This window comes from Arthrobacter sp. K410C, from assembly GCF_059090105.1.
The window spans coordinates 33,473-53,951 of the sequence record NZ_JBNHFJ010000005.1; the positions used below are offsets into that span (position 1 = coordinate 33,473).

Genomic DNA, 20,479 nt, shown 5'->3' on the forward strand with positions numbered 1-20,479 from the left:
CTCCACCCGCCCATGTGGGCCGACTGGCACAAGTCGACGCGCCGTCATCGTGATGTCCGTTACCTAAATGTGACTTAAGCCCTGAACTCCTGTAGCGTCGATTGGGTACGGTTCCCGTTCGGGCCGTATATCCGGATGACGCCAAGCTCTGCCACTTCCCGGATTCCGCTTGATCGAAGGCAGAGGCGGGGGACCCACCGTCCCGGGCACTGACTTGCCCTTGGGGTTAAGCCAGCACGTGATATTTCCGTGCGGCCGGATGCCCTCATCCGAACCCGACAGCTAACTCCGCAGGTGTGAGAGGCGATTCATCATGTTTACATTCCCGGCTAAACCGCGCCCGAAACAGGGTTCAGACAGCGATTCCCAGCGTCCGGAAGGCAAGAAGTTCACCCTCGGCAAGCGTGCCGCGGTCCTCGCAACGTCCGGTGCGCTGCTGGTTGGCCTCGGCGCCGCCGGCCAGGCGACAAATGCTTTTATTCCGGCGGCGTCCACCACAAGCACCACGGCGGCGGACTCCGATGCGCAGATGAGCATCGAAAAGAGCGAGATCCGGTCCAACCCGGCCGAGTCTCCCGCCCCCGCCGAAATCAACGTTGTTCCCCAGGCCGCCGAGCCTGCCGCCGCACCCGCGCCGGAGCCCGTCCCCGCGGCTGAGCCTGCTCCGGCACCCGAGCCCGCACCCGCACCGGAGCCCGCTCCGGCACCTGCACCCGAGCCGGCTCCCGTCGTCGCGGTCAATGACCCGGCAGGCGCGCAGGCCTACGCCGCCGGCCAGCTTGGTTCCTACGGCTGGGCCCAGGACCAGATGCAGTGCCTGGTGACGCTCTGGACCAAGGAATCCGACTGGACCACCACGGCCACCAACCCCAGCAGCGGCGCCTACGGCATCGTGCAGTCCCTGCCCGCCGAGAAGATGGCCAGCGCCGGTGCGGACTACCTCACCAACTACCGCACACAGATCAACTGGGGCCTGAACTACATCAAGGAGCGCTACCAGTCCCCCTGTGGCGCGCTGAACTTCCACTACGCCAACAACTGGTACTAAGCCGCTGCAGAATTCCCCGGCCCTTACGCTGTCCGTGCGTCAGGGACGGGGATTTTGGGCTTAAGAGTCCCGTCCCGGGATGTACTGCACTGCCCACCTGTTGCCGTCCGGATCGGCGAAGTAGACGAAGTGGCCCCAGTCCTGCACGTCCACGTCGCTGACGTCCACGCCGTTCTCCTTGAGGTGGCGGTGCGCGGCTTCGATGTCGTTGACCACCAGCTGGAGGTTGGAACCGGTCCCCGGAGGGGCGTCCGTAAGTCCTTCACCAATGCAGATGGAGCAGGCCGAGCCCGGCGGAGTCAGCTGGACGAAGCGGATGGAGTCAGTGGGCCGCTGGTCGAAATCGGCGTTGAAGCCAACCTTGTTGACGTAAAAATCCTTGGCACGGTCCACATCGGACACAGGGACAAACACGAGTTCAAGTTTCCAGTCCATGGGCACAGGCTACGGCTGAGCCCCTGGTCTTGGAAGGCTTGAACCTCAGCCGGCGATGCCGTACAGGCGATCGCCCGCGTCCCCGAGCCCGGGAACAATGTAGGACTTGTCGTTCAACTTCTCGTCGATGGATGCCAGGACAATCGTCACGTTGGCGTCCGCGAGTTCCTCTTCCAGCTTGGCGAGGCCCTCAGGTGCGGCCAGCAGGCAGATGCAGGTGACGTCCGAGGCGCCGCGCTTGAACAAGAACTTGATGGCCTCGCGCAGGGTTCCGCCGGTGGCGAGCATGGGGTCCAGGACGAAGATCTGGCGGTCGGTGAGGTTTTCGGGAAGCCGTTCGGCGTAGGTGATGATGTCCAGGGTTTCTTCATCCCGGGCCATGCCGAGGAACCCCACTTCGGCGGTGGGGACGAGCTTGGTCATGCCCTCGAGCATGCCCAGGCCGGCGCGCAGGATGGGTACCACCAGCGGGGTGGGCTTGGTGAATGCGGTTCCCACGGTGCTGCTGACGGGCGTTTCAATGGTGACGGGTTCGGTGCGGACTTCGCGGGTCGCCTCGTAGGCGAGGAGGGTCACCAGCTCTTCGGTCAACTGCCGGAACACCGGGGACGGGGTGTTTTTGTCCCTCAGGACGGTGAGCTTATGGGCGACGAGCGGGTGGTCCACAACGAGAGTTCGCATGCGTCAAAACTATCACCCGGCGTTGTCCTTCCCGTGCCCGCCGGGGCCGTCGTGATGCAGGGCATCAACCACCACATCCCGCACCACTGGATGCTCGAAATCGGGTGCCGGGCCCACGTGCTCCCGCCGCCTGATCATGTGGAACAGCCGGTGGGCAAGTATGACCATCAGCACCCACGCGAGGCCCAGCAGCCAGCCGGCCATCACGTCCGTGAGCCAGTGGTGCCCCAGGTATACCCGGCTCAATCCCATCGCGATGATGAAGATCACGCCCGTTGTGATGGCGGTGATGCGGACCCACAGCTTGAAGAAGTGCAGGCACAGGATATAGAGCAGCACGCCGATCACCACGGTGGTGTTCAGGGTATGGCCACTTGGAAAGGACGGCGTGGTTTCATACGGTGGCACGGCCTCCGTATGTTCGGGACGGGTCCGGCCCACCAGGCGCTTGCCGATCGTGGTTGCCGTGGTGGACACCGCGGCTGCACCGCCAACCAGGATCAGCGGCCGCCAGGACCGGCTCAGGAACGTGAGCCAGGCGGTGAGGATGCTCGCGAGGATGGGCATCCCGACCCCGCCACCGATGTTTGTGAATGCGGTGACGAAGGCGTCCGTTTCGGGGTTCCGCAGTGACTGCGAATAGTCGAGTGCAGGAATATCGAGGCTGGCCAGGCCTTCCTCATCCACCACGTCCGAGTACACCTCGGCGCCCAGCAGCGCCATGGCAAGCACAAGGGTTCCACCGATGATCAGGGTCAGCCACAGGGCGGCATATGGTTTGAACCATCTGTCCACGCGGTCACGGACGGTGCTCATTTGTGCCTCCCGGGGCTGGTCGTCACGGGCTCAGGGTATCCTTCGAAACTATCATTGAGCCATGGTCTCCACTGGAAAACACGACACGTGGATGGGTCTTGCCCTTGCGGAGGCCCGCCGCGCCCTTGCAACAGAGGATGTGCCAATCGGCGCCGTGGTGCTGGGGCCCGACGGCGCGGTGCTGGGTTCCGGACGCAACCAGCGGGAGGAGCTTGGGGACCCCACGGCACACGCCGAGGTGGTGGCCATCCGCCAGGCAGCGGAGCGGCTGCGCGAGCTTGCGGCCCGCGACGGCGGGAAGGCCGACGGCTGGCGGTTGTCCGACTGCACGTTGGTGGTCACCCTTGAACCGTGCGCCATGTGTGCCGGCGCTATCGTCCTCGCCCGGATTCCCAGGGTTGTCTTCGGTGCCTGGGACGAGAAGGCGGGCGCCGCGGGATCGGTGTTCGACGTCCTCCGCGAGCGCCGGCTCAACCACTGGGTGGAGGTTTACTCCGGGGTGCGGGAAGCCGAATGCGCGGAACTGCTCCGTGATTTCTTCGCCGGACACCGCAGCCGTCTGTAGCGGGAAGTCCTACTCCGCCGCCTCCCCGGGCTCCAACGCCTCCAGTACGACTCTTGCCGTCTGGTCCCACCCCGGCAGCCGGTCACGGGCCGCCAGCGCGGCCGCCCGCCATTCGTCCCTCGTTGCCTGGTCCCGCAGCCAGTGGCGCAGGACGCCGGCGAGCCTCGCGGGGTTCTCCCGGTCCCCCGGCACAAGCGGTACGGCCGCGCCGGGAAGCCGGGCGCCGCCGTCGTCCTTCACCAACCGTGCCAGCCCGAGCGCTTCCTCTGCACCTGTCCCCTGCCGCACCACCACCGGGATTCCCCGTGCCAGTGACTCGGTGACCACCATGCCGAATGCCTCCACACGGGACACCAGCAGGCTGAGGTCCGCGGCGTCCCACGCATTTTCCAGGGCATCGCCCAGGAGCTCGCCAGTGATCCTGAGCCGGTCGTCCAGCCCGCTGGCAGCGACGGCGGCCCGCACCTCCGCCGCGTAATCCGGGTCCGCCTGGTCAGACCCCACCATGGCTGCACTCCACTCAAGATCCTTGATTAGGGCGAGGGCTTCCACGGTCAGCAACTGGTCCTTGTTGGGCAGGTGGGCCGCCACGACAATGAGGCGTGGCGGGCGGTATCCGGATGCCACCGGTGCGGGATCGACGCCGGGGAGGGCGACACGGATCCCGGCCAGCCCATGGCGCTCCTGCAGGATGGCCGCCGTGCTGGTGCTGGTGGAAATGATTCCGGAGGCTGCCCGCATGGCCCGCGCCTCACGTTCCACCGGGCCAGGATCAGCCGTCACATCAACTGTCATGTGCGCCAGGACCCAGGCTTGCCGCCCGGCCTTGGCTGCATACTCCAGTTCGTCCGGGACGCCGACGGCGACGAGCCCGTCCACGATATCCACAGCAGGCTCCTGCTCCGCCTCCGGACCCCAGGCGCCGATAATGCCGCCGAACCGGCGCCGGTCCTTGGCCGAGGGTTCCGGCCAGGCGCCTTCAACGGGCACCACCTCGACGTCGGCCCCGAGCTCCGTCATCCCGCGGACCAGCTTGGCGTTGTACGCATTGCCTCCGGAGTGGTGGTGGATGTTGCCGGGAACCAGCAGGCGGATACGGCGCATGGTTCTAGGCTGTCAGGTCCAGCGAGTAGGTGGCCCAGGCGTCCGGGTTTTCGCGCAAGGTGACGTCGATGCCTTGCAGGTGCCGGCCGTCGTCGTGGTTTTCGATTTTTCCCGCGACTTCCTGCGCGATGTACTGCGCCAACGCCTCGGTGGTGCTGAGCCTGCCCGCAAAGTCAGGGTGCTCGTCGAGGTTGCGGTAGTTCAGTCCCGCCAGCACCTCCTCGATGAAGGTTCCGGCGGCGCCGATGTCCAGGACGATCGCGTCATCGTTCAACGAATGACGGCGGAAGGCAACCTCCGCGACGAAGGTTGCCCCGTGCAGGGCCTGCGCCGGGCCGAAGGCTTCGCGGGGGAGGCTGTGGGCGATCATGAAGTGGCGGCGGACTGTCAGGCTGAACATGCATTACCTCTGGTCTGTGGGATGGGTGGGGGCTGGCTGCTGCGGTTCTACGTTGTGTTGCGGGTACTCGATGACGTGGCACAGGGCGTCGATGGTGCCGTGGGCGAGGCCCTGCACCACCTCGGGCAGTTCCTGGAATGGCGACGACCCGGTGAGGAACGCATCGAACACCGGATCTTTCAGGAGGGACACCGCAAGCTCCAGGCGGTCCGCGTTGGTGCGCCGGTGGCGCCGGGCGCGGGCCACGACGCCCACCTGGCTGGCCCTGATGGACAGGCGCCTCGCGTGGAAGTCTTCGCCGAGCGGCAGGGTGACCTCGCGGTTGGCGTACCAGGACATCTCGATGACGTCCCCCTCATCGCCGGCCAGCTGCAGGCTTCTTTCCAGGCCTTCCTGTGAGGCGGAGCAGTGGAAGACGATGTCGCAGTCTGCCAGCGCGTCATCCGGGTGGGCGAAGTCGACGCCCAGCGCGTCTGCCAGGGTTTTCCGGCCTGGGTCCAGGTCAACCAGTTGGAGGCGGGACAGCGGGAAGGTGCGCAGGAGGGTGGCCACCATGCCGCCAACCAGCCCTGCGCCGACCACCGCCACCCGGTCCCCCAGCCGCGGTCCGGCCTCCCACAGCGCGTTGACAGCAGTCTCCACGGTTCCCGTGAGGACTGCGCGCCGGGTGGGCACGTTATCCGGGATCCGGGTCAGCTCCGAGACCGGCACCACGTAACGGTCCTGGTGGGGGTTAAGGCAGAAGACCCGCTGGCCCTTCCATTCCTCCGGCCCCTCCTCCACCACGCCCACCGACAGATAGCCGTACTTCACGGGCCCCGGGAACTGCCCCTCCTGGTGGGGTGCCCGCATCTCCTGGGCCACTCTTGGCGGGACAGCGCCTCTGTGGACCACCATCTCCGTGCCTTTGCTGATGCCGGAGTAGAGGGCACACACCAGGGCTTCGCCGGGAGCCGGAGCCGGGAGCTCCTCAGGCAGGAGCTCCCCGTGTTCCCGGGCGGTGGTCCAATAGGCGGTGGCGTGGACGGAATCATGCGCATTAGTCATCTTGCTGATGAATCTAGCCGGACAGCCGCGGGCGGGGAAAGTCCGACGTCGGGTGGCGGCGCTGTGCGACTGTCCAGGCGCGCGGTGGTACGGCGGGCGGGGCACGCGGCATTTGTCGTCAGCCGGACAGATACGCGACAACCGCATCCTCAAGGAGGCTTCGTTTCCTTGGGAGGACTCCCGGTGGAAGAATTTCGGGCGGCAGGATTCCCGCGGGCCATTGTGGTGGGTCCCAGTCGGGCTGTTCGCTGGGGTAGTAGCGGCCGGTGGGTGAGGTCCAGCCGGGTGGTTCGGTTTCTGTTGCTTTCGTTGGTGTCCAGCCGCTGTTGTGCTTGAGCCGGTGGTGCTTTGGGCAGAGTTGCGCCAGGTTGCTGATGCCGGTTGTTCCGCCGTGTTGCCAGGCCGTGAGGTGGTCGGCTTCGTTGTCCAGGGCGCTGTTGTTGCAGCCGGGGAAGGTGCATTTGCCGTCCCGGAGGGTCAGGGCTTGTCGCGTGGCTTTGGTGATCCGGTAGCTGGTGCGGCCGACTTCGAGGGGTGCACCGTCGCGCGGGTCAACCAGGACGCGGGTGAAGGAGTCGGCTCCGTCGGCGAGGAGTTTGCGGGCCATCGACGCCGGGATCGGGCCGTACCCCTCCAGGATGGCTGGTTCGTCCGTTTGGCCGAACAGGGCGAGCACGGGGACGGTGACGATGACGTCCGCCCGCGGGGTCGGAATCTTCCCGCCCTCCGGATCGCCGAGAAACGCGCTGGTTGCGGGATCGCCAAGGCTGTTGTCTCCATGCTCGCCGGCGCTGCTCGCCTGCATGGACGCCGCTGCCAGGGCGTCGGGGATGCCAAGGTCCGCAGCCGGCTCGTCGGACCCATCGAGCGCGGCAAGCCCGATGAAACCTTCGGGGAGTTGTTGGACACCTTCACCGTGGTCATGGGAGGCCCGCCCGGGGGTACGGACGCCGGTGCGGCAGGCGCCCGCGCCGTTGCTATCCGGGATCCTGTCGTCCGCCCCGCTGGCCCCCGCGGGGCGGCCATCCGCCGTGGCGGTGGTGCCGGTGCTTAGGAGGCGGCGGGTGAACTCGTCAGCTCTGATCTGAGTAAGGGTTCGGGTTTCGTTGGGGCCTTGCAGGCCGCGGGCGATGGCCGTGGTTTTGTTCCAGGCCGCCAACGCGGAGTCGGCCGGGAGGTAGGCCGAGATCCAGGCCATGCCGTCCCGGTCAGGGGTGAATTCGACCCGCCGGTCCGCAACACCCTTGGCGTGCCGTTTTTCGATCGACTCCGGATGATGCCGCTCCCGCCAGGCCCGCACCTTCGACCTCAACCGTGAAGGAACCAGCTGCCCAGCCGGACAGCCCCGCGCAGGATTCGGAGCATCCGGGTCCAGGAAGTGGTCCGCCAGCACCACAGCGCTGGCATGGTCCAGGTTCTCGGTTTCATCGGCGATGATCCTGGCGTGCTGCCACGACAACGCCCCGGCTGACAAAGACTTGTACACCGACGGCAGGGAGCATACCCGCCGCGACTGCGCCAAAAACGCGGCGGCGGCACCAGAGGAGATGGTGAGAACCCCGGCGATCTCCTCCACCGTGGAGACTTCACTGAAGGTCCGCTCCCACACCCGTGCGTCCGGTGGGAGCATGGCCTCTTGCAGGTCGAAGGCCTCGGCCGAGTCCCGGGCTTTCAGTGCAGCGTTCTGGGCTTCCAGCGCCGACTCCAGCTCCAGTCGCGCCAACCGAAGCCGATACAACCGCCCCATGACATCCACCACGGATCCGTCGGCATCCCCGTCTGCGGCCGTAGCCTCCAGTTCCTCTTCTTCGAGGAACAGCGCCTGGAGGGCAGCCATGGTGGAACGAATGCCCTGCATCGCTGCCGCCGTGCGCGTGCCGATTCCCATAAGGACATCCTCCAATGGGGGTATGACATTTTGGCAGGCACCTCCGTACGGTCGGGCACCTCCGTCCGCTGCCCTCAAACGTCGCGGAGGCAGCCAGCCTTACCACCGGGGATCGTCGCCCGTTTTGGGGATGTGCGCCCCGCTCCGGTACCCTATTGAGGTTGGTGACGTGTCCGAGCGGCCGAAGGTGCAACACTCGAAATGTTGTTTGGTGTAAAAGCCAACGTGGGTTCAAATCCCACCGTCACCGCCAGCTGAGAAGGCCCCGGTTTCCTAATTGGAACCGGGGCCTTCCGCTTTTAAGGATGGCGTACGCTATCAAAGCACTGGCGCCAATGTCCCCCGGCAAGGGCGTGTACTCTTCAAGAAAAACCTAGCCTTGGGGGAAGGCTTGATTACTCATTCTCACGAGCAGCGCCGGGTGCCGCTGACCCTTTTCTGGAGACTCGTCCTAGCGCTGTCAGCCGTTGTCGGCACAGGTACGTGCGTGGCCTTGGGCCTGCTCTACGCGCACTTTTTCATCGTGCAGGCAGGGACAATGACGGTGCTGGAACGGCCGGCCACGGAACGCGACGTGCTGGACATCAACGCAGTGGCGGGCGGGGAAGCAGAAGTCGCAAGCGCGCGGTTTCTGGCTATTTACGAATACACGGACTACTACGCCACTCAGGGCGCGTCCGCGGACGACGTCTGTCTGGTCGGCCAGGCGATCACGACGGGAGACTACTGGGAGCTCTGCGAGACCATGGCCGACAGCCGCGAGGTTATCGGATTCGTTGCGGGGCCGGACGGCAGGAACGTTGCCCTCGTCCCAGACCAGTTTGACCACGGGCAACTGGAGGCCGACGGATGGGTCACTCTTCACCAGAACCTGTTGGTCCAACCTCTGGCGCCATGCAAGGCGCCGATGGTCTGCAGGTGAGGAAAGACCCGCTTCCACTCCAATGGAAAGCAAGGTCTTTCCTTAAAAAAGGCGATACGACGGACGGCCAACTAAAGCCGGGTGTCGAAGGGCCCGCAGAACACGTTGTGGTTGAACGTCCCCTGGAACTCCTGTTTTGCCGTGAATCTTTTCGACGGCTGCCCGGATGACCTCCCGTGAACCGGCGTGGGCGTGTATCGCGGTCCGGACCTTGGGCACGCCAACCGACAAAAATCCATCCCAAGATTGTTGAACAATCCTTGATTCTCGTGCATCCTAGAGAGACCACTTCAACGAGACGAGAATCACTATGGCCTTCATTGACCTCAACAGCGACGTCGGGGAATCCTTCGGTAACTGGACCATGGGCGATGACGCAGCAATCTTCCGCTCGGTCTCTAGCGCCAACGTCGCCTGCGGCTTCCACGCTGGGGACCCGTCCACCATCGCCAGCACCTGCCGGGATGCCGTCGCGGCCAGCGTCGTCATCGGTGCGCACGTGGGCTACCGCGACCTTGCCGGCTTCGGCCGGCGGTTCCTGGACTGCTCCGCCACGGAACTCGCGGATGACGTCCTCTACCAAATGGGTGCCCTCAGCGCACTGGCCACGGCCGCGGGCGGCCGCATCCGGTACGTCAAGCCGCACGGCGCCCTCTACAACACCATCGTCACGCACGAAACGCACGCCCAGGCCGTCGTGGATGCGGTCAAGGCCTTCGGCGGCGACCTGCCGCTGCTCCTGCTCCCCGGCTCCGTAGCCCTGGCCCGCGCCGAGGCCGCCGGGCTCCGGGGCGTGGCCGAAGCCTTCGCGGACCGCGCCTACAACCCTGACGGGACCCTGGTCTCCCGGCGCGAGGCCGGCGCCGTGCTCCACGACGAGGGCGCCGTCGCCGCCAACATGGTCCGTCTGGCCACCGAGGGAATCATCATTGCCCGCGACGGATCCGCCATCAAGGCGGAAGCGGAGAGCATCTGCCTGCACGGCGATACCGCCGGCGCCGTTTCCATGGCCGCCGCCGTGCGGCGGGAACTGGAAGCAGCCGGCGTGGAAATCCGGAGCTTCGTGTGAGCTCCCTCCACATCCGCTGGGCCGGGCCCCGCGCCCTCCTTCTGGAACTCGACTCCCTGGAAACGGTCCTGGCCGTCCATGCCCGTTTGCAGGAGACGCCCTTGCCCGGACAGGTGGATGTCCTGGCCGCCGCGCGGACCGTCCTGGCGGTCTTCGATTCGCGCGCTTCGGCACAGGCGGCCCGTGCCGCCGTCGGCACGCTGGACAGGGACCCGGCCGCTGTGAACGCCGCCGGTGCCGATCCCGTCCGGATCGAGGTGGTGTACGACGGCGACGACCTCGCCGAAGTAGGCAGGCTGACCGGGCTTGGTGCCGACGGCGTGGTCGCCGCGCACACCGGGCAGTTGTGGACGGCGGCGTTCGGCGGGTTCGCCCCCGGCTTCGCCTATCTGGTGGGCGAGAATGACGCGCTGAATGTTCCGCGGCGCAGTTCGCCGCGGACCGCCGTTCCCGCCGGTTCCGTGGCCCTCGCCGGCAATTTCTCCGCCGTGTACCCGCGGCGCTCCCCCGGCGGCTGGCAGCTGATCGGACGCACCGCCGCCCGGATGTGGGACCTGGACCGTGAACAGCCTGCCTTGCTCCGGCCCGGCAGCACCGTCCGCTATGTCGCGGTGCGGGAAGTCGTGGAAGTCACCGAACCCACCGGACAGGCCGAGCCCGCCGGACAGGCCGAGCCCGCCGGACAGCAGCTCACCCCAGCCGGCGTCCCCGCTGACGGCGCTCACGCCCTGGAGATCATCGCACCCGGCCCACAGTCCCTCATCCAGGACCTTGGCCGCCCCGGCTTCGGCGACCTCGGCGTCTCCACCTCCGGCGCTGCCGACGCCGCAAGCGCACGCCAGGCGAACCGGCTGGTGGGAAACCCGCCGGGTGACGCGGTGCTCGAAACCGTTTTGGGCGGGCTGTCCGTACGTGCCCGCGGCGAACTGACTGCAGCGCTCACCGGCGCCCCCGCAGACGCCGAGATCCGCTCAGGCAGCGGCAGCCGCCCGGCCCCGATGTACGCCCCCTTCCCGCTGCACGACGGTGAGAGCCTCCACCTCGGCATCCCGGAGGCAGGCCTGCGCAGCTACCTTGCCGTCCGCGGCGGAATCGACGTTCCCCCCGTGCTGGGCAGCCGGTCCACGGACCTGATGTCCGGGATCGGGCCTTCTCCGCTGGCCGCCGGAACCGTGCTGCCGGTCAGCCCGGCGAACCGGGGCCGCGTGGTGGGCCAGCCCGAACCGCCAACCCTGCATCCAGCCCTCCAGCAAGGCGGGACCGGCAACGCCACGGTGGTACTCCGCGTGACGCCGGGCCCCCGCGACGACTGGTTCACCCCGGAATCCCTCGCCGCCCTGACCGGGCAGGGCTGGACGGTCACCGCCGAGTCCAACCGAATCGGCGTGCGGCTGGCTACAACAGCTGGCGGGACACCGCTGGAACGCTCGCGGACGGAGGAACTGCCCAGCGAAGGCGTGGTGGCCGGCTCGCTGCAGGTGCCGCCGTCGGGCCTTCCCGTCCTCTTCCTCGCCGACCACCCCGTAACCGGTGGCTATCCCGTGATCGCCGTCGTCGTTCCCGAAGACCTGCCGGTGGCGGCGCAGCTCCCGCCCGGCACCACCATCCGGTTCCAGGCCGTGGATCCGGTGACCATGGAGCCGCTCCGGCCTTCGGCCCTGCAGCAGCCACAGCCCATCACCCCCACGCCTGCCACGAACAGCCTGTGAAAGAAGCAGCCATGAAAAAAGTCCTGATCGCCAACCGCGGCGAGATTGCCGTCCGGATCGCCCGGGCCTGCGCCGATGCAGGCCTGGCGTCCGTCGCCGTCTATTCGGATCCCGATGCCGACGCCCTGCACGTGCGCCTCAGCGACGAGGCCTACGCCCTGGACGGGTCCGCCAGCGCCGAGACCTACCTGAACATCGGGAAACTCCTGGCAGTGGCAGCCCGCGCCGGTGCCGACGCCGTCCACCCCGGCTACGGTTTCCTGTCCGAGAATGCGGACTTTGCGCAGGCAGTGCTCGACGCCGGACTCACGTGGGTGGGCCCGTCGCCGGACGCCATCCGCAGCCTGGGCAACAAGGTGACGGCGCGGGAAATTGCCGTCCGCGCCGGTGCCCCGCTGGTCCCCGGTTCGGACGGGCCCGCCGCAAACGCCGACGAGGTCCGGGCGTTCGCCGCGCAGTACGGCGTCCCGGTGGCCATCAAGGCGGCCTTCGGCGGCGGCGGCCGCGGCCTGAAGATCGCCTACCGGATGGAGGACATCGACGACGCCTTCGACTCCGCGGTGCGTGAGGCAACCGTAGCCTTCGGCCGTGGCGAATGTTTCGTGGAGCGCTTCCTGGACCGTCCCCGCCACGTCGAAGCCCAGGTCATCGCCGACACGCACGGAAACGTGGTGGTGGTGGGCACCCGTGACTGCTCCCTCCAGCGCCGCAACCAGAAGCTCGTGGAAGAGGCACCCGCGCCGTTCCTCACGCCGGAGCAGCGCAGCCGCATCCACGAGTCCGCCCGCGCCATCTGCCGGGAAGCCGGCTACACCGGAGCGGGCACCGTGGAGTACCTGGTGGCACCCGACGGCGTCATCTCCTTCCTCGAGGTCAACACCCGGCTGCAGGTGGAGCACCCGGTCACCGAGGAAACCTCCGGCATCGACCTGGTGCGCGAACAGTTCCGGATCGCCGCCGGGCTGCCGCTCTCCATCACCGAGGACCCCCAGCCCACCGGCCACGCCATCGAGTTCCGGCTGAACGCCGAAGACGCCGGCCGCGGCTTCCTGCCCTCCCCGGGGCCCGTGGACGTCTTCGAAGCACCCACCGGCCCCGGCATTCGCGTGGACTCCGGGGTCCGGTCAGGCTCCGTCATCCCGGCCGAATACGACTCCCTGATGGCCAAGCTGATCGTCCGCGGCGAGGACCGGGCGCAGGCGCTGCGCCGTGCCCGCGCCGCACTCGACGAACTGCGGATCGAAGGCGTGCCCACGGTGGTCCCGTTCCACCGCGCCGTGGTGCGGGACCCGGATTTCACGGCACCCGACCGGCTGGGCGTCTACACCACGTGGATTGAGTCCGAGTTCTCCGGCCGGCTCGCGGCCTCGCTAAAGAGCGGAATTGCCGGGCCCGTGGCGCGGCGCGAAACCCTCACGGTGGAAATCGACGGCAAGGCTGTCCAGCTGGGACTGCCGGCGCAGGTTTATGCCGCCCTGATGCACGGCGGCGCAGTTTCGGCAGGTGCAGCTTCGGCCGGCGCCCGCGACGCTGCCGGCAGCCACAGCGGCGACGCCGCTGGCGACGGCCGGGTTACCGCGCCGATGGGCGGCAACCTGGTCAAATGGCTGGCCGAGGACGGCGCCGAGGTGGCCGCCGACCAGCCCCTCGCCGTCGTGGAGGCGATGAAAATGGAAACCGTGGTGGCCGCGTCCGGTGCCGGCACATTCCGCCGCGGTGCGCAGGAGCCGGGGGCCGTCGTCGTGCGCGGCGAAGTGCTGGGGACGGTCAGCTAACATCAAATGTTGACGAAAGCGGGGGCAAAGACTTGGACACCGGAAAACACGGCACGGCAGAACACGCGCACACCACGGCGTGGATCGCGTCAGTGCTGCGGAGCCGCATCGCGGCCGGCGAACTGACCCCCGGGTCCAAGCTGTCCGAACAATCTCTGTCCACGTCGCTGGGCGTGTCCCGCAATACCCTGCGGCAGGCGTTCACCATCCTTGCCGGCGAATCGATTGTCACGCACATCCCCAACCGGGGCGTCTTCGTGGCATCGCCGGGCGAGGAGGAGGTGCGCGAGATCTACCGCATCCGCCGCACCATCGAACCTGCCGCCGTGCTCTGGGGTAAGCTCACTCCCCAGACGCTGGACGAGATGGAAGCCGTAGTTCTGCGCGCCCAGGTGGCCCGGAACGCCGGCTCCGTCACGGACATGGCGGACGCCAACCAGGCCCTGCACCGTGCGGTGGTGGGCCTGACGGGGAGCGCCACTCTGCAGGAACTGATGGACCGGGTGCTCGCCGAAATGCGTCTGGTCTTCCATGCCATGGCCTCCGCCCCCGACTTCCACAGCCACTACGTGGAGCGCAACGTGGAGCTCGTGAAGCGGCTCCGGGCGGGCGAGCGCGAGGCGGCGGCGGCCGGGCTGCGCGCCTACCTCGATGCCGCGGAAGCCGAGCTGCTGGGCCACCTGGCCGGCACTGCGCAACTGACCGACACGGGGCACTGACCCGGCAATTGTTAAGCGGAGAGGGCCTGCACCGGCTGGTGCAGGCCCTCTCCACTTTCAATGCGCCCCGTTTTCAAGGCGCAGGTTCAGGGAACCAGGTAGTCGCTGTCCCTTGCGTCGGTAATGAGCATGTGGCCCGGCGCGTGGCCGATGGCCAGCGGCGGCCGGGACTGCATCACGGCGGCCTGGGGTGTGACCCCACAGGCCCAGAACACGGGGATGTGGCCGTCCGGAATGGCCACGGCGTCGCCAAAATCCGGCCGGGCGAGGTCGCCGATGCCCAGTTCGTGTGGATTGCCCACGTGGACTGGCGCGCCGTGCACGGCCGGGTAGCGGGAGGTGATCCGGACCGCGTCGGCCACCTGGGAGGCGGGGACGGGGCGCATGGAGACCACCATTGGACCGGACATTGCGCCGGCCGGAGCGCACTGGCGGTTGGTGCGGTACATCGGCACGTTAACGCCCTGCTCGATATGGGCGATGCCGATGCCGCCGTCCTGCAGCGCGGCTTCGAACGTGAAGGAACAGCCGATCAGGAACGTCACTAAGTCATCCCGCCAGTGGCCGGTGATATCGGTGGGCTCGTCCACCTTTTCGCCGTCGCGGTACACCGTGTACTTGGGCACGTCGGTGCGGATGTCCCCGCCGGCCAGCAGCGGGCCGCTGGTTTCACCGGGCTCGAGGATGCCCAGGATGGGGCATGGCTTGGGATTGCGCTGGGCAAACAGCAGGAAATCGAAGGCGTGCTCCCGCGGGATGGCCAGAACGTTCGCCTGCGCGTACCCGCGGGACCAGCCCGACGTCGGTTCCACCAGCCCTCCGCGGAACGCTTCGCGCGCCGCGGAGGGGAGGATGCTGGAGCGCTCCATCATGCCCACAGCTTGGCCAGGCCCAGGATCGAGTTCCAGCCGAGGAACACGGTGAGGACCCAGGCGGCGGCACCGACCAGGAGCAGCCACTTGGGGTAGGCGTAGCCGTGCATCAGGTCGCGGCGGCGCCAGGCCACCCAGAGCAGGACCGCAAAGCCCACCGGCAGGATCAGTCCGTTGAAGGCGCCGGCGAAGATCAGCAGCTGCTGGGGCGCCTGGCCGAGGAAGATGTACATGATGGTGCAGCCGGCAATGAATGCGACGGTGATGAGGTTCCGCTTGCGCTCGGGGGTGCGGGAGGAGGTGATGAAGGAGACGGAGGTAAAGGCTGCGCCGATGACCGAGGTGATGGCGGCTGCCCAGAGGACCACACCGAACATCCGCATGCCGATTTCACCGGCCGCTGCGCCGAAGGCCTCGGCGGCCATGTTGTTGCTGCTGAGGACCGTTCCGCCGGCCACGACGCCGAGGATGGCCAGGAAGAGCAGCACGCGCATCAGGCCGGTGGTCAGGATGCCCAGCACGGAGCTGCGGGTGATCTCCTTGACGTGCCGGACGCCGGTGGCGCCGGAGTCGAGCATGCGGTGGGCGCCGGCGTAGGTGATGTAACCGCCCACGGTGCCGCCCACCAGGGTGGTGATGATGAGGAAGTCCACCGTTTCGGGAAGGAACGTGTTCTTCAGTGCCTCTCCCAGCGGCGGGGCGGCGACGATGGCCACGTAGATCATCAGCAGGATCATGACGGCGCCCAGCAGCACCACGATCCGGTCCAGCGCCATGCCGGCCTTCTTGCTAAGGAAGATCAGGATGGCGACGACGGCCGAGACGGCGCCACCGATCTTCGGGTCCACGCCCATCATGGCGTTGGCTCCGAGGCCGGTACCGGCGATGTTGCCGATGTTGAAGACCACGCCGCCAAGGAACACCAGGCCGGAGAGGAACCAGCCGATGCCGGGAAGCACCTTGTTGCCAAGTTCCTGTGCCCGGAGTCCGGTGACGCCGATTACCCGCCAGACGTTCATCTGTACCGCGATGTCGATCAGGATCGAGGCCAGGATCGCGAAGGCGAACGCGGCCCCGATCTGGGCTGTGAATACCGTTGTCTGGGTGATGAAGCCCGGTCCGATGGCGCTGGTGGCCATGAGGAACATGGCGCCGAGGAGCGCCGTACGCCGGGCGGAAGTGCTCAGGTTCAGTTTGATGCCGGGTTCTGCCATGGTTCCATCCATTGCCTCGGGTGACTGGAGTCACAATTATCGTCCCCAGCGACGATACAGGTTGTTGAACAATCTTGGCAAGGTATTGTTGAACAATTTTTCCGAATGGGTGCTGTGACGGAAGCTTTCGGCACGGCACTTCCATGGATCTGAAACCAAAAACGGGACCGCAAGCTTGGATTGTATTCCATAATCGGCGACCTTTGCGCTGGATACGATGAGGTGACCGGACAGAGCCGTCCGGCGGAATCAACGCAAAAGGAAACCCATGGCCGCGGTTACGGTGGACGACATCCTCTCGGATCTCCCCTTGGGTTTCGCCAGCCTCATCCTCCGGCCCTCCCCCGGCCAGTCGGCTGTCGAGCGGCTCCTGATCCTGGACGCCGATGACGGGACCGCGGATGCAGCAGGCGCGTTTGTACTGCTGATCGGCGTACGCGGCCGTTCGGCCTTGCCGGCCCTGCGCCGGCTCCTGCAGAATCCCCCGCCGGTGGTGGCCATCAAGGGCAACCGGGAAGACGTTGCCGAGGCGGAGGAACTCCTGCACACTGCCGGGGCCGGGCTGCTCCTGGTGGATCCAGGAGCAGATTGGGACCGCCTGCTGTCCATTGCGAAGGACAGGATCCAGCCGCGCAGCTACCAGAGCGAGGTGCTGACCCTCCTCGAGGAGGACCTGTTTGCCATCGCCCAGACCACGGCGCGGTTGACCTCAAGCCATGTGGTCATCGAGGACGCCGCCAACAAGGTCCTTGCCTACTCCACAGTCACCAACGACATTGACGAACTGCGGAAGGCCTCCATCCTGGCCCGCCGTGGGCCGCGGAAGTACGAACTGCTGCTCAAGGACCTGGGCGCCTACCGTGAACTCCACCGCACCCGGCTGCCTGTGCGCGTCCCGGCCAGGCCGCAGGACGGGCTGCGCGAACGGGTGGCCATCACCCTGTTCGCCGGCGACCGGATCATGGGCTATATCTGGCTCCAGGAAACCGGGGAGGGCTTTGGACCGGACGTCGATTACGTCCTGACAGGATCCGCCGCGCGGGTTTCCGCGGAGCTGATCCGCTACCGCAACCAGCAGTCCGTGCACATGCGGGAAGACCGCATTGTCCGGCTCCTGTCCGGTCCGGCCGAGGCCGCGGCCAGCGCCCACAGCGAGAAGATCCCGGCGGACCGTCCGGCCGCCCTGGTCCTCATCGGAATGTCGGCCGCAGACTCCCAGGCCGACGATGCGGCACTCAAGCACGGCGAACTGGCCAACCTCGCATCCATCCACGCCGCCGCGTACAAGGCCTCCGCCGTCGTCGGGCAGTTCAATGGCGATACCGCGGTGATCGTCCCGGGGCTACAGCCGAGCACCTCCGAACCGGGGCTGCGCACCCTCGCCGAGGCCATCGTCCGGGATGCCCGCAAGCACCTCGGCCTTACCCCCTTTGCCGCCGTCGGTCCCATCGTCCCGGACCTGTTGTCCATCCATACGGCCACCCGCATCACCGAAGCCCTGCTGGCCTGTGTGGGGAGTGCGGATACGGTTGCCGTTGCCACGGTGGACGACTTCGAGGAGGAGATCCTCTTCCGCGAGGCGGTCCGCAATTTCACGTCGTCCCCCTTCCGGCACCGCAGCCTGGCGGCGCTGCTCCAGCAGGACGCCGAGCTCGCCGCGACCCTGCACGCGTATTTCGATACGTCCTTCGACGTCGCCGAGTGCGCCAAACGCATGAACCTCCACAAGAACACCGTCTACTACCGGGTCAGCAAGGCCGCGCGGGTAACCCGCCTGGACTTCGGCAACCCCCGCCATTCCCTCGTCGCCCTGCTCCACATCCAGGAGTGGGCAGCCAACCATCACGATCTTCCAGGCAGGAAATGACCGCAACACTCCAGGCACCACCTCTGGGTGCCCTCCTCAACGACATCGTCAGCAACCACCGTCCCCGCCGGGAAGCGGGATCCGTTCCCGGCAACATTCCCTCCCTCGCGGAGGTCCCGTTCGACAGGTTCGGGATCGCGGTGGCCACCACGTCCGGCGAAGTGTTCAGCTCCGGGGACGCACACGTCCCGTTTTCCATCCAGAGCATTTCCAAGGTCTTCACGCTGGCCATGGCCCTGCAGGGCGGCAAGGCCGGTGCGCTCTGGCCACGGGTCCTGCGCGAGCCGTCCGGAACGTCCTTCAATTCGCTGGTGCAGCTGGAAGTGGAACACGGCATTCCTCGCAACCCGTTCATCAATGCGGGTGCCCTGGTGGTCACGGACCACCTGATGGAGGAAACGTCCGACGCCGCCACGCAGCTTCTGCGGTTCCTCGCCGAACAGGCAGGGAGCAGGCCGGGGAACGGGAAGCCCGGGCCCTTCATCGACGAGGCCGCGGCTGCCAGCGAGCTGGCCCGCAGCAGCCGCAACCTAGCACTGGCCCACTTCCTGAAGGACTTCGGCAATCTCCGGCGGCCAGCAGAAGCGGTGGTGGAAAGCTACGTCCGCCAGTGTTCGATCATGATGTCCTGCGCTGAACTCGCCACCGCCGGGCTTTTCCTGGCCCGGGACGGCCAGGGCGCCCAGGGACCTGTCCTGTCCCCCAGCGAGGCCAAAAGGATCGGTTCCATCATGCTGACCTGCGGGATGTACGACGCCGCCGGCGAGTTTGCCTACCGCGTGGGCCTGCCGGGCAAAAGCGGGGTGGGCGGCGGAATCCTGGTCATCGTTCCAGGCAAATGCGCCATCTGCGTCTGGAGCCCGCGGCTGGACGCCAAAGGCAACTCGCTGGCCGGCACTGCCGCCCTCGCCGAACTCTCCGACCTCACCGGCTGGTCCGTGTTCTAGCTATACGTCCATGATCAGCGCCCGCAACGGCTCCATGGGCTACTCCGTTCCGTCAGCCATCGCGGCTTCCCTGGATGATCCCCGACGGCGCGTGGTCACTATCGCGGGCAATGGCGAGTTCCTCATGAACGGGCAGGAGCTGGCCACCGCCGCCCAGTACGGTGCCACACCGCTGGTAATCGTGATGGACAACCAGGAATACGGCACCATCCGCACACACCAGGAGCGGCACTACCCAGCCCGGATTTCCGGCACCCAACTGCAGAACCCCGACTTTGGGCTAATGGCCAGGGCTTTTGGCGGTTTTGGCATCACGGTTACGGAGGACGAGGATATTCCGGCAGCGCTGGACGCTGCACTGGCGGCCATCGACCAGGACAACGTCTTTGCCCTGATCCATTTGGTGGTGGAGCAGCGGGTCAAGGCGTACTGACGAAAGCCCAGCGGGCGCTGTGGCGCGCCCATGCCGGGAACCTCTGGGGGGCACCACTGAAGGCAAGGCGACGACGGCGGGAAGTACCGCCGTCGTCCGCCTCCCCGCGGAGCCGGACAGTTACTCCGTTCCCGGCGGCCGGTACTTGATATCCCGGGCCTTTTGGAGGGCCTCCATTGTTTCCTCAACAGTGAGGAGAACTGTGGTTTCGAAGGAGCTGAGCGCACCTCCCCCGCTGATCGCAACGGCCACGGCGGCCATGGACACGTTGTCCGGCGCTTCCCACAGGTTGTAGCCGTCATGGCCGCCAAAGCCGTACCAGAATCCGTGCAGCTTTCCGCCCACCGACTCTATGTAGGCCTGCGCAGCTTTCCGCCGGTCTTCAGGAGTGCTGATCAGCCGGGACCAGGTCTCCGGGGTGTAGCTGAATTTCGAGAGATAAAGAGGCATGGCCCTGTCCTGTCGTGGGTGCCTGTACTGCGGATGCACCCAGAATGGCAGGCCGGCCCCGGGTCGGCAATGGCCGTTTTTCGGCTGCTGTTCCGGGGCCGGCCGCCGTCCTGCCAACTCCAGGGCTAGGACCGTGCCGGGACTGTGGCTACAGCTTGTCCGTGCGGTCCTCACCCTTGTGGCCTGCGCCCCGGAGGTTCTCCTGGACCTTGCCGAACAGGTCCTTGATGGTGGATTCGGCGTTGCTGATGACGTCCACCGGCACGTAAACGTCGTGTGTGAGCGGCAGGTCGTATTCATCCTTCAGGTGCGTGCCGTTTCCGACCCCCTGCAGGGACAAGTAGACCATAGCCTCTGTCCGGGCAACTCCGGCGAGTTTCCCAATGACGACTGTGAACTGGTTGGGCTGGAAGCTGATGGTCTGGCCGATGTGGTTGCGGCCAAGCTCCCCAGCGGGTACAACCTTTTCCGACTGGCTTCCGGTGTAGTCCATGAACATCTCCTTGGATCGTCTGGCA

20 protein-coding genes, 1 tRNA gene, 1 pseudogene and 1 riboswitch are annotated in these 20,479 nt (G+C 66.8%); of the genes and pseudogenes, 11 read left to right on the forward strand and 11 right to left on the reverse strand.

The annotated features are described in order from the left end of the window. Nucleotides 1-148 precede the first annotated feature (148 nt). A riboswitch (cyclic di-AMP (ydaO/yuaA leader) is annotated at nucleotides 149-308 on the forward strand. Between the two features lie 5 nt (nucleotides 309-313). Next, nucleotides 314-1,048: an aggregation-promoting factor C-terminal-like domain-containing protein gene (locus tag AC5RU7_RS09620; RefSeq protein ID WP_494052037.1), complete on the forward strand. Its 735-nt coding sequence runs from the start codon at nucleotides 314-316 to the stop codon at nucleotides 1,046-1,048. A gap of 60 nt (nucleotides 1,049-1,108) precedes the next feature. On the opposite strand, the gene AC5RU7_RS09625 is transcribed toward AC5RU7_RS09620, so the two are convergent. Genes AC5RU7_RS09625 through AC5RU7_RS09635 form a run of 3 tightly spaced genes read right to left on the reverse strand, consistent with a single transcriptional unit; the run spans nucleotide 1,109 to nucleotide 2,980 of the window. Continuing rightward, complete coding sequence (locus AC5RU7_RS09625; protein WP_493974556.1) at nucleotides 1,109-1,483, reverse strand: glyoxalase superfamily protein; 375 nt, start codon at nucleotides 1,481-1,483, stop codon at nucleotides 1,109-1,111. 45 nt (nucleotides 1,484-1,528) lie between these two features. Further along, the gene (gene upp, locus AC5RU7_RS09630; protein WP_494052038.1) at nucleotides 1,529-2,164 is read right to left on the reverse strand and encodes a uracil phosphoribosyltransferase; all 636 of its coding nucleotides are present in this window, start codon (nucleotides 2,162-2,164) and stop codon (nucleotides 1,529-1,531) included. Nucleotides 2,165-2,176: 12 nt separating this feature from the next. Further along, nucleotides 2,177-2,980, reverse strand: coding sequence for a phosphatase PAP2 family protein (locus tag AC5RU7_RS09635; RefSeq protein ID WP_494010772.1), 804 nt, complete (start codon nucleotides 2,978-2,980; stop codon nucleotides 2,177-2,179). A gap of 61 nt (nucleotides 2,981-3,041) precedes the next feature. Here AC5RU7_RS09635 and tadA point away from each other — a divergent pair, with 61 nt between their 5' ends. Next, nucleotides 3,042-3,545: a tRNA adenosine(34) deaminase TadA gene (tadA, locus tag AC5RU7_RS09640; RefSeq protein ID WP_494052039.1), complete on the forward strand. Its 504-nt coding sequence runs from the start codon at nucleotides 3,042-3,044 to the stop codon at nucleotides 3,543-3,545. Nucleotides 3,546-3,554: 9 nt separating this feature from the next. Here the strand turns inward: tadA and AC5RU7_RS09645 are convergent, their stop codons facing one another. The 4 genes from AC5RU7_RS09645 to AC5RU7_RS09660 form a co-directional block, all read right to left on the reverse strand. Continuing rightward, the gene (locus tag AC5RU7_RS09645) at nucleotides 3,555-4,649 is read right to left on the reverse strand and encodes a glycosyltransferase family 4 protein (RefSeq protein ID WP_494052040.1); all 1,095 of its coding nucleotides are present in this window, start codon (nucleotides 4,647-4,649) and stop codon (nucleotides 3,555-3,557) included. 4 nt (nucleotides 4,650-4,653) lie between these two features. After that, on the reverse strand, nucleotides 4,654-5,049 hold the full coding sequence (locus AC5RU7_RS09650) for a 6-pyruvoyl trahydropterin synthase family protein (protein WP_494052041.1): 396 nt from the start codon (nucleotides 5,047-5,049) through the stop codon (nucleotides 4,654-4,656). Nucleotides 5,050-5,052: 3 nt separating this feature from the next. Then, complete coding sequence (locus tag AC5RU7_RS09655; protein ID WP_494052042.1) at nucleotides 5,053-6,096, reverse strand: zinc-dependent alcohol dehydrogenase; 1,044 nt, start codon at nucleotides 6,094-6,096, stop codon at nucleotides 5,053-5,055. A 118-nt stretch (nucleotides 6,097-6,214) separates the two neighbouring features. After that, nucleotides 6,215-7,984, reverse strand: a complete 1,770-nt coding sequence (locus AC5RU7_RS09660; protein WP_494052043.1) for an HNH endonuclease signature motif containing protein — start codon at nucleotides 7,982-7,984, stop codon at nucleotides 6,215-6,217. Nucleotides 7,985-8,147: 163 nt separating this feature from the next. Here AC5RU7_RS09660 and AC5RU7_RS09665 point away from each other — a divergent pair. The 6 genes from AC5RU7_RS09665 to AC5RU7_RS09690 all read left to right on the forward strand — a co-directional run bounded on the left by AC5RU7_RS09665 (nucleotide 8,148) and on the right by AC5RU7_RS09690 (nucleotide 14,178). Then, nucleotides 8,148-8,237, forward strand: a tRNA-Ser gene (locus AC5RU7_RS09665). A 234-nt stretch (nucleotides 8,238-8,471) separates the two neighbouring features. Further along, nucleotides 8,472-8,906, forward strand: coding sequence for a hypothetical protein (locus AC5RU7_RS09670; RefSeq protein WP_494052044.1), 435 nt, complete (start codon nucleotides 8,472-8,474; stop codon nucleotides 8,904-8,906). A gap of 310 nt (nucleotides 8,907-9,216) precedes the next feature. Further along, entirely contained in the window at nucleotides 9,217-9,975 is a 759-nt protein-coding gene (locus AC5RU7_RS09675) for a LamB/YcsF family protein (RefSeq protein ID WP_494052045.1), read from the forward strand. Beyond that, nucleotides 9,972-11,684, forward strand: coding sequence for a 5-oxoprolinase subunit B/C family protein (locus tag AC5RU7_RS09680; protein WP_494052046.1), 1,713 nt, complete (start codon nucleotides 9,972-9,974; stop codon nucleotides 11,682-11,684). The genes AC5RU7_RS09675 and AC5RU7_RS09680 overlap by 4 nt, the downstream gene beginning before the upstream one ends. 11 nt (nucleotides 11,685-11,695) lie before the next feature. Continuing rightward, on the forward strand, nucleotides 11,696-13,459 hold the full coding sequence (locus AC5RU7_RS09685; RefSeq protein ID WP_494052047.1) for an acetyl/propionyl/methylcrotonyl-CoA carboxylase subunit alpha: 1,764 nt from the start codon (nucleotides 11,696-11,698) through the stop codon (nucleotides 13,457-13,459). A gap of 32 nt (nucleotides 13,460-13,491) precedes the next feature. After that, a complete protein-coding gene (locus tag AC5RU7_RS09690; RefSeq protein ID WP_494052048.1) occupies nucleotides 13,492-14,178 on the forward strand; it encodes a GntR family transcriptional regulator in 687 nt (228 codons plus the stop codon). 86 nt (nucleotides 14,179-14,264) lie between these two features. Here AC5RU7_RS09690 and AC5RU7_RS09695 read toward each other — a convergent pair whose 3' ends face one another. Next, on the reverse strand, nucleotides 14,265-15,050 hold the full coding sequence (locus AC5RU7_RS09695) for a putative hydro-lyase (protein ID WP_494010783.1): 786 nt from the start codon (nucleotides 15,048-15,050) through the stop codon (nucleotides 14,265-14,267). Next, nucleotides 15,047-16,264, reverse strand: coding sequence for an NRAMP family divalent metal transporter (locus AC5RU7_RS09700; protein ID WP_494052049.1), 1,218 nt, complete (start codon nucleotides 16,262-16,264; stop codon nucleotides 15,047-15,049). The genes AC5RU7_RS09695 and AC5RU7_RS09700 overlap by 4 nt, the downstream gene beginning before the upstream one ends. A gap of 268 nt (nucleotides 16,265-16,532) precedes the next feature. On the opposite strand from AC5RU7_RS09700, the gene AC5RU7_RS09705 reads away from it, so the two are divergent. The 3 genes and pseudogenes from AC5RU7_RS09705 to AC5RU7_RS09715 all read left to right on the forward strand — a co-directional run. Further along, nucleotides 16,533-18,131, forward strand: coding sequence for a PucR family transcriptional regulator (locus tag AC5RU7_RS09705; RefSeq protein WP_494052050.1), 1,599 nt, complete (start codon nucleotides 16,533-16,535; stop codon nucleotides 18,129-18,131). Next, nucleotides 18,128-19,078 carry a glutaminase gene (locus AC5RU7_RS09710; RefSeq protein WP_494052051.1) on the forward strand — a complete coding sequence of 317 codons (951 nt, stop codon included), beginning with the start codon at nucleotides 18,128-18,130 and terminating at the stop codon, nucleotides 19,076-19,078. Before AC5RU7_RS09705 ends, AC5RU7_RS09710 begins: the two co-directional genes overlap by 4 nt. Next, nucleotides 19,077-19,511: pseudogene (locus tag AC5RU7_RS09715) on the forward strand (thiamine pyrophosphate-dependent enzyme); the annotation flags it as partial. The gene AC5RU7_RS09710 and the pseudogene AC5RU7_RS09715, both read left to right, overlap by 2 nt. Nucleotides 19,512-19,631: 120 nt before the next feature. Here the strand turns inward: AC5RU7_RS09715 and AC5RU7_RS09720 are convergent. After that, entirely contained in the window at nucleotides 19,632-19,961 is a 330-nt protein-coding gene (locus tag AC5RU7_RS09720; RefSeq protein WP_494052052.1) for a GYD domain-containing protein, read from the reverse strand. 148 nt (nucleotides 19,962-20,109) lie between these two features. Then, the gene (locus tag AC5RU7_RS09725; RefSeq protein WP_494052053.1) at nucleotides 20,110-20,454 is read right to left on the reverse strand and encodes a hypothetical protein; all 345 of its coding nucleotides are present in this window, start codon (nucleotides 20,452-20,454) and stop codon (nucleotides 20,110-20,112) included. Nucleotides 20,455-20,479 lie beyond the last annotated feature (25 nt).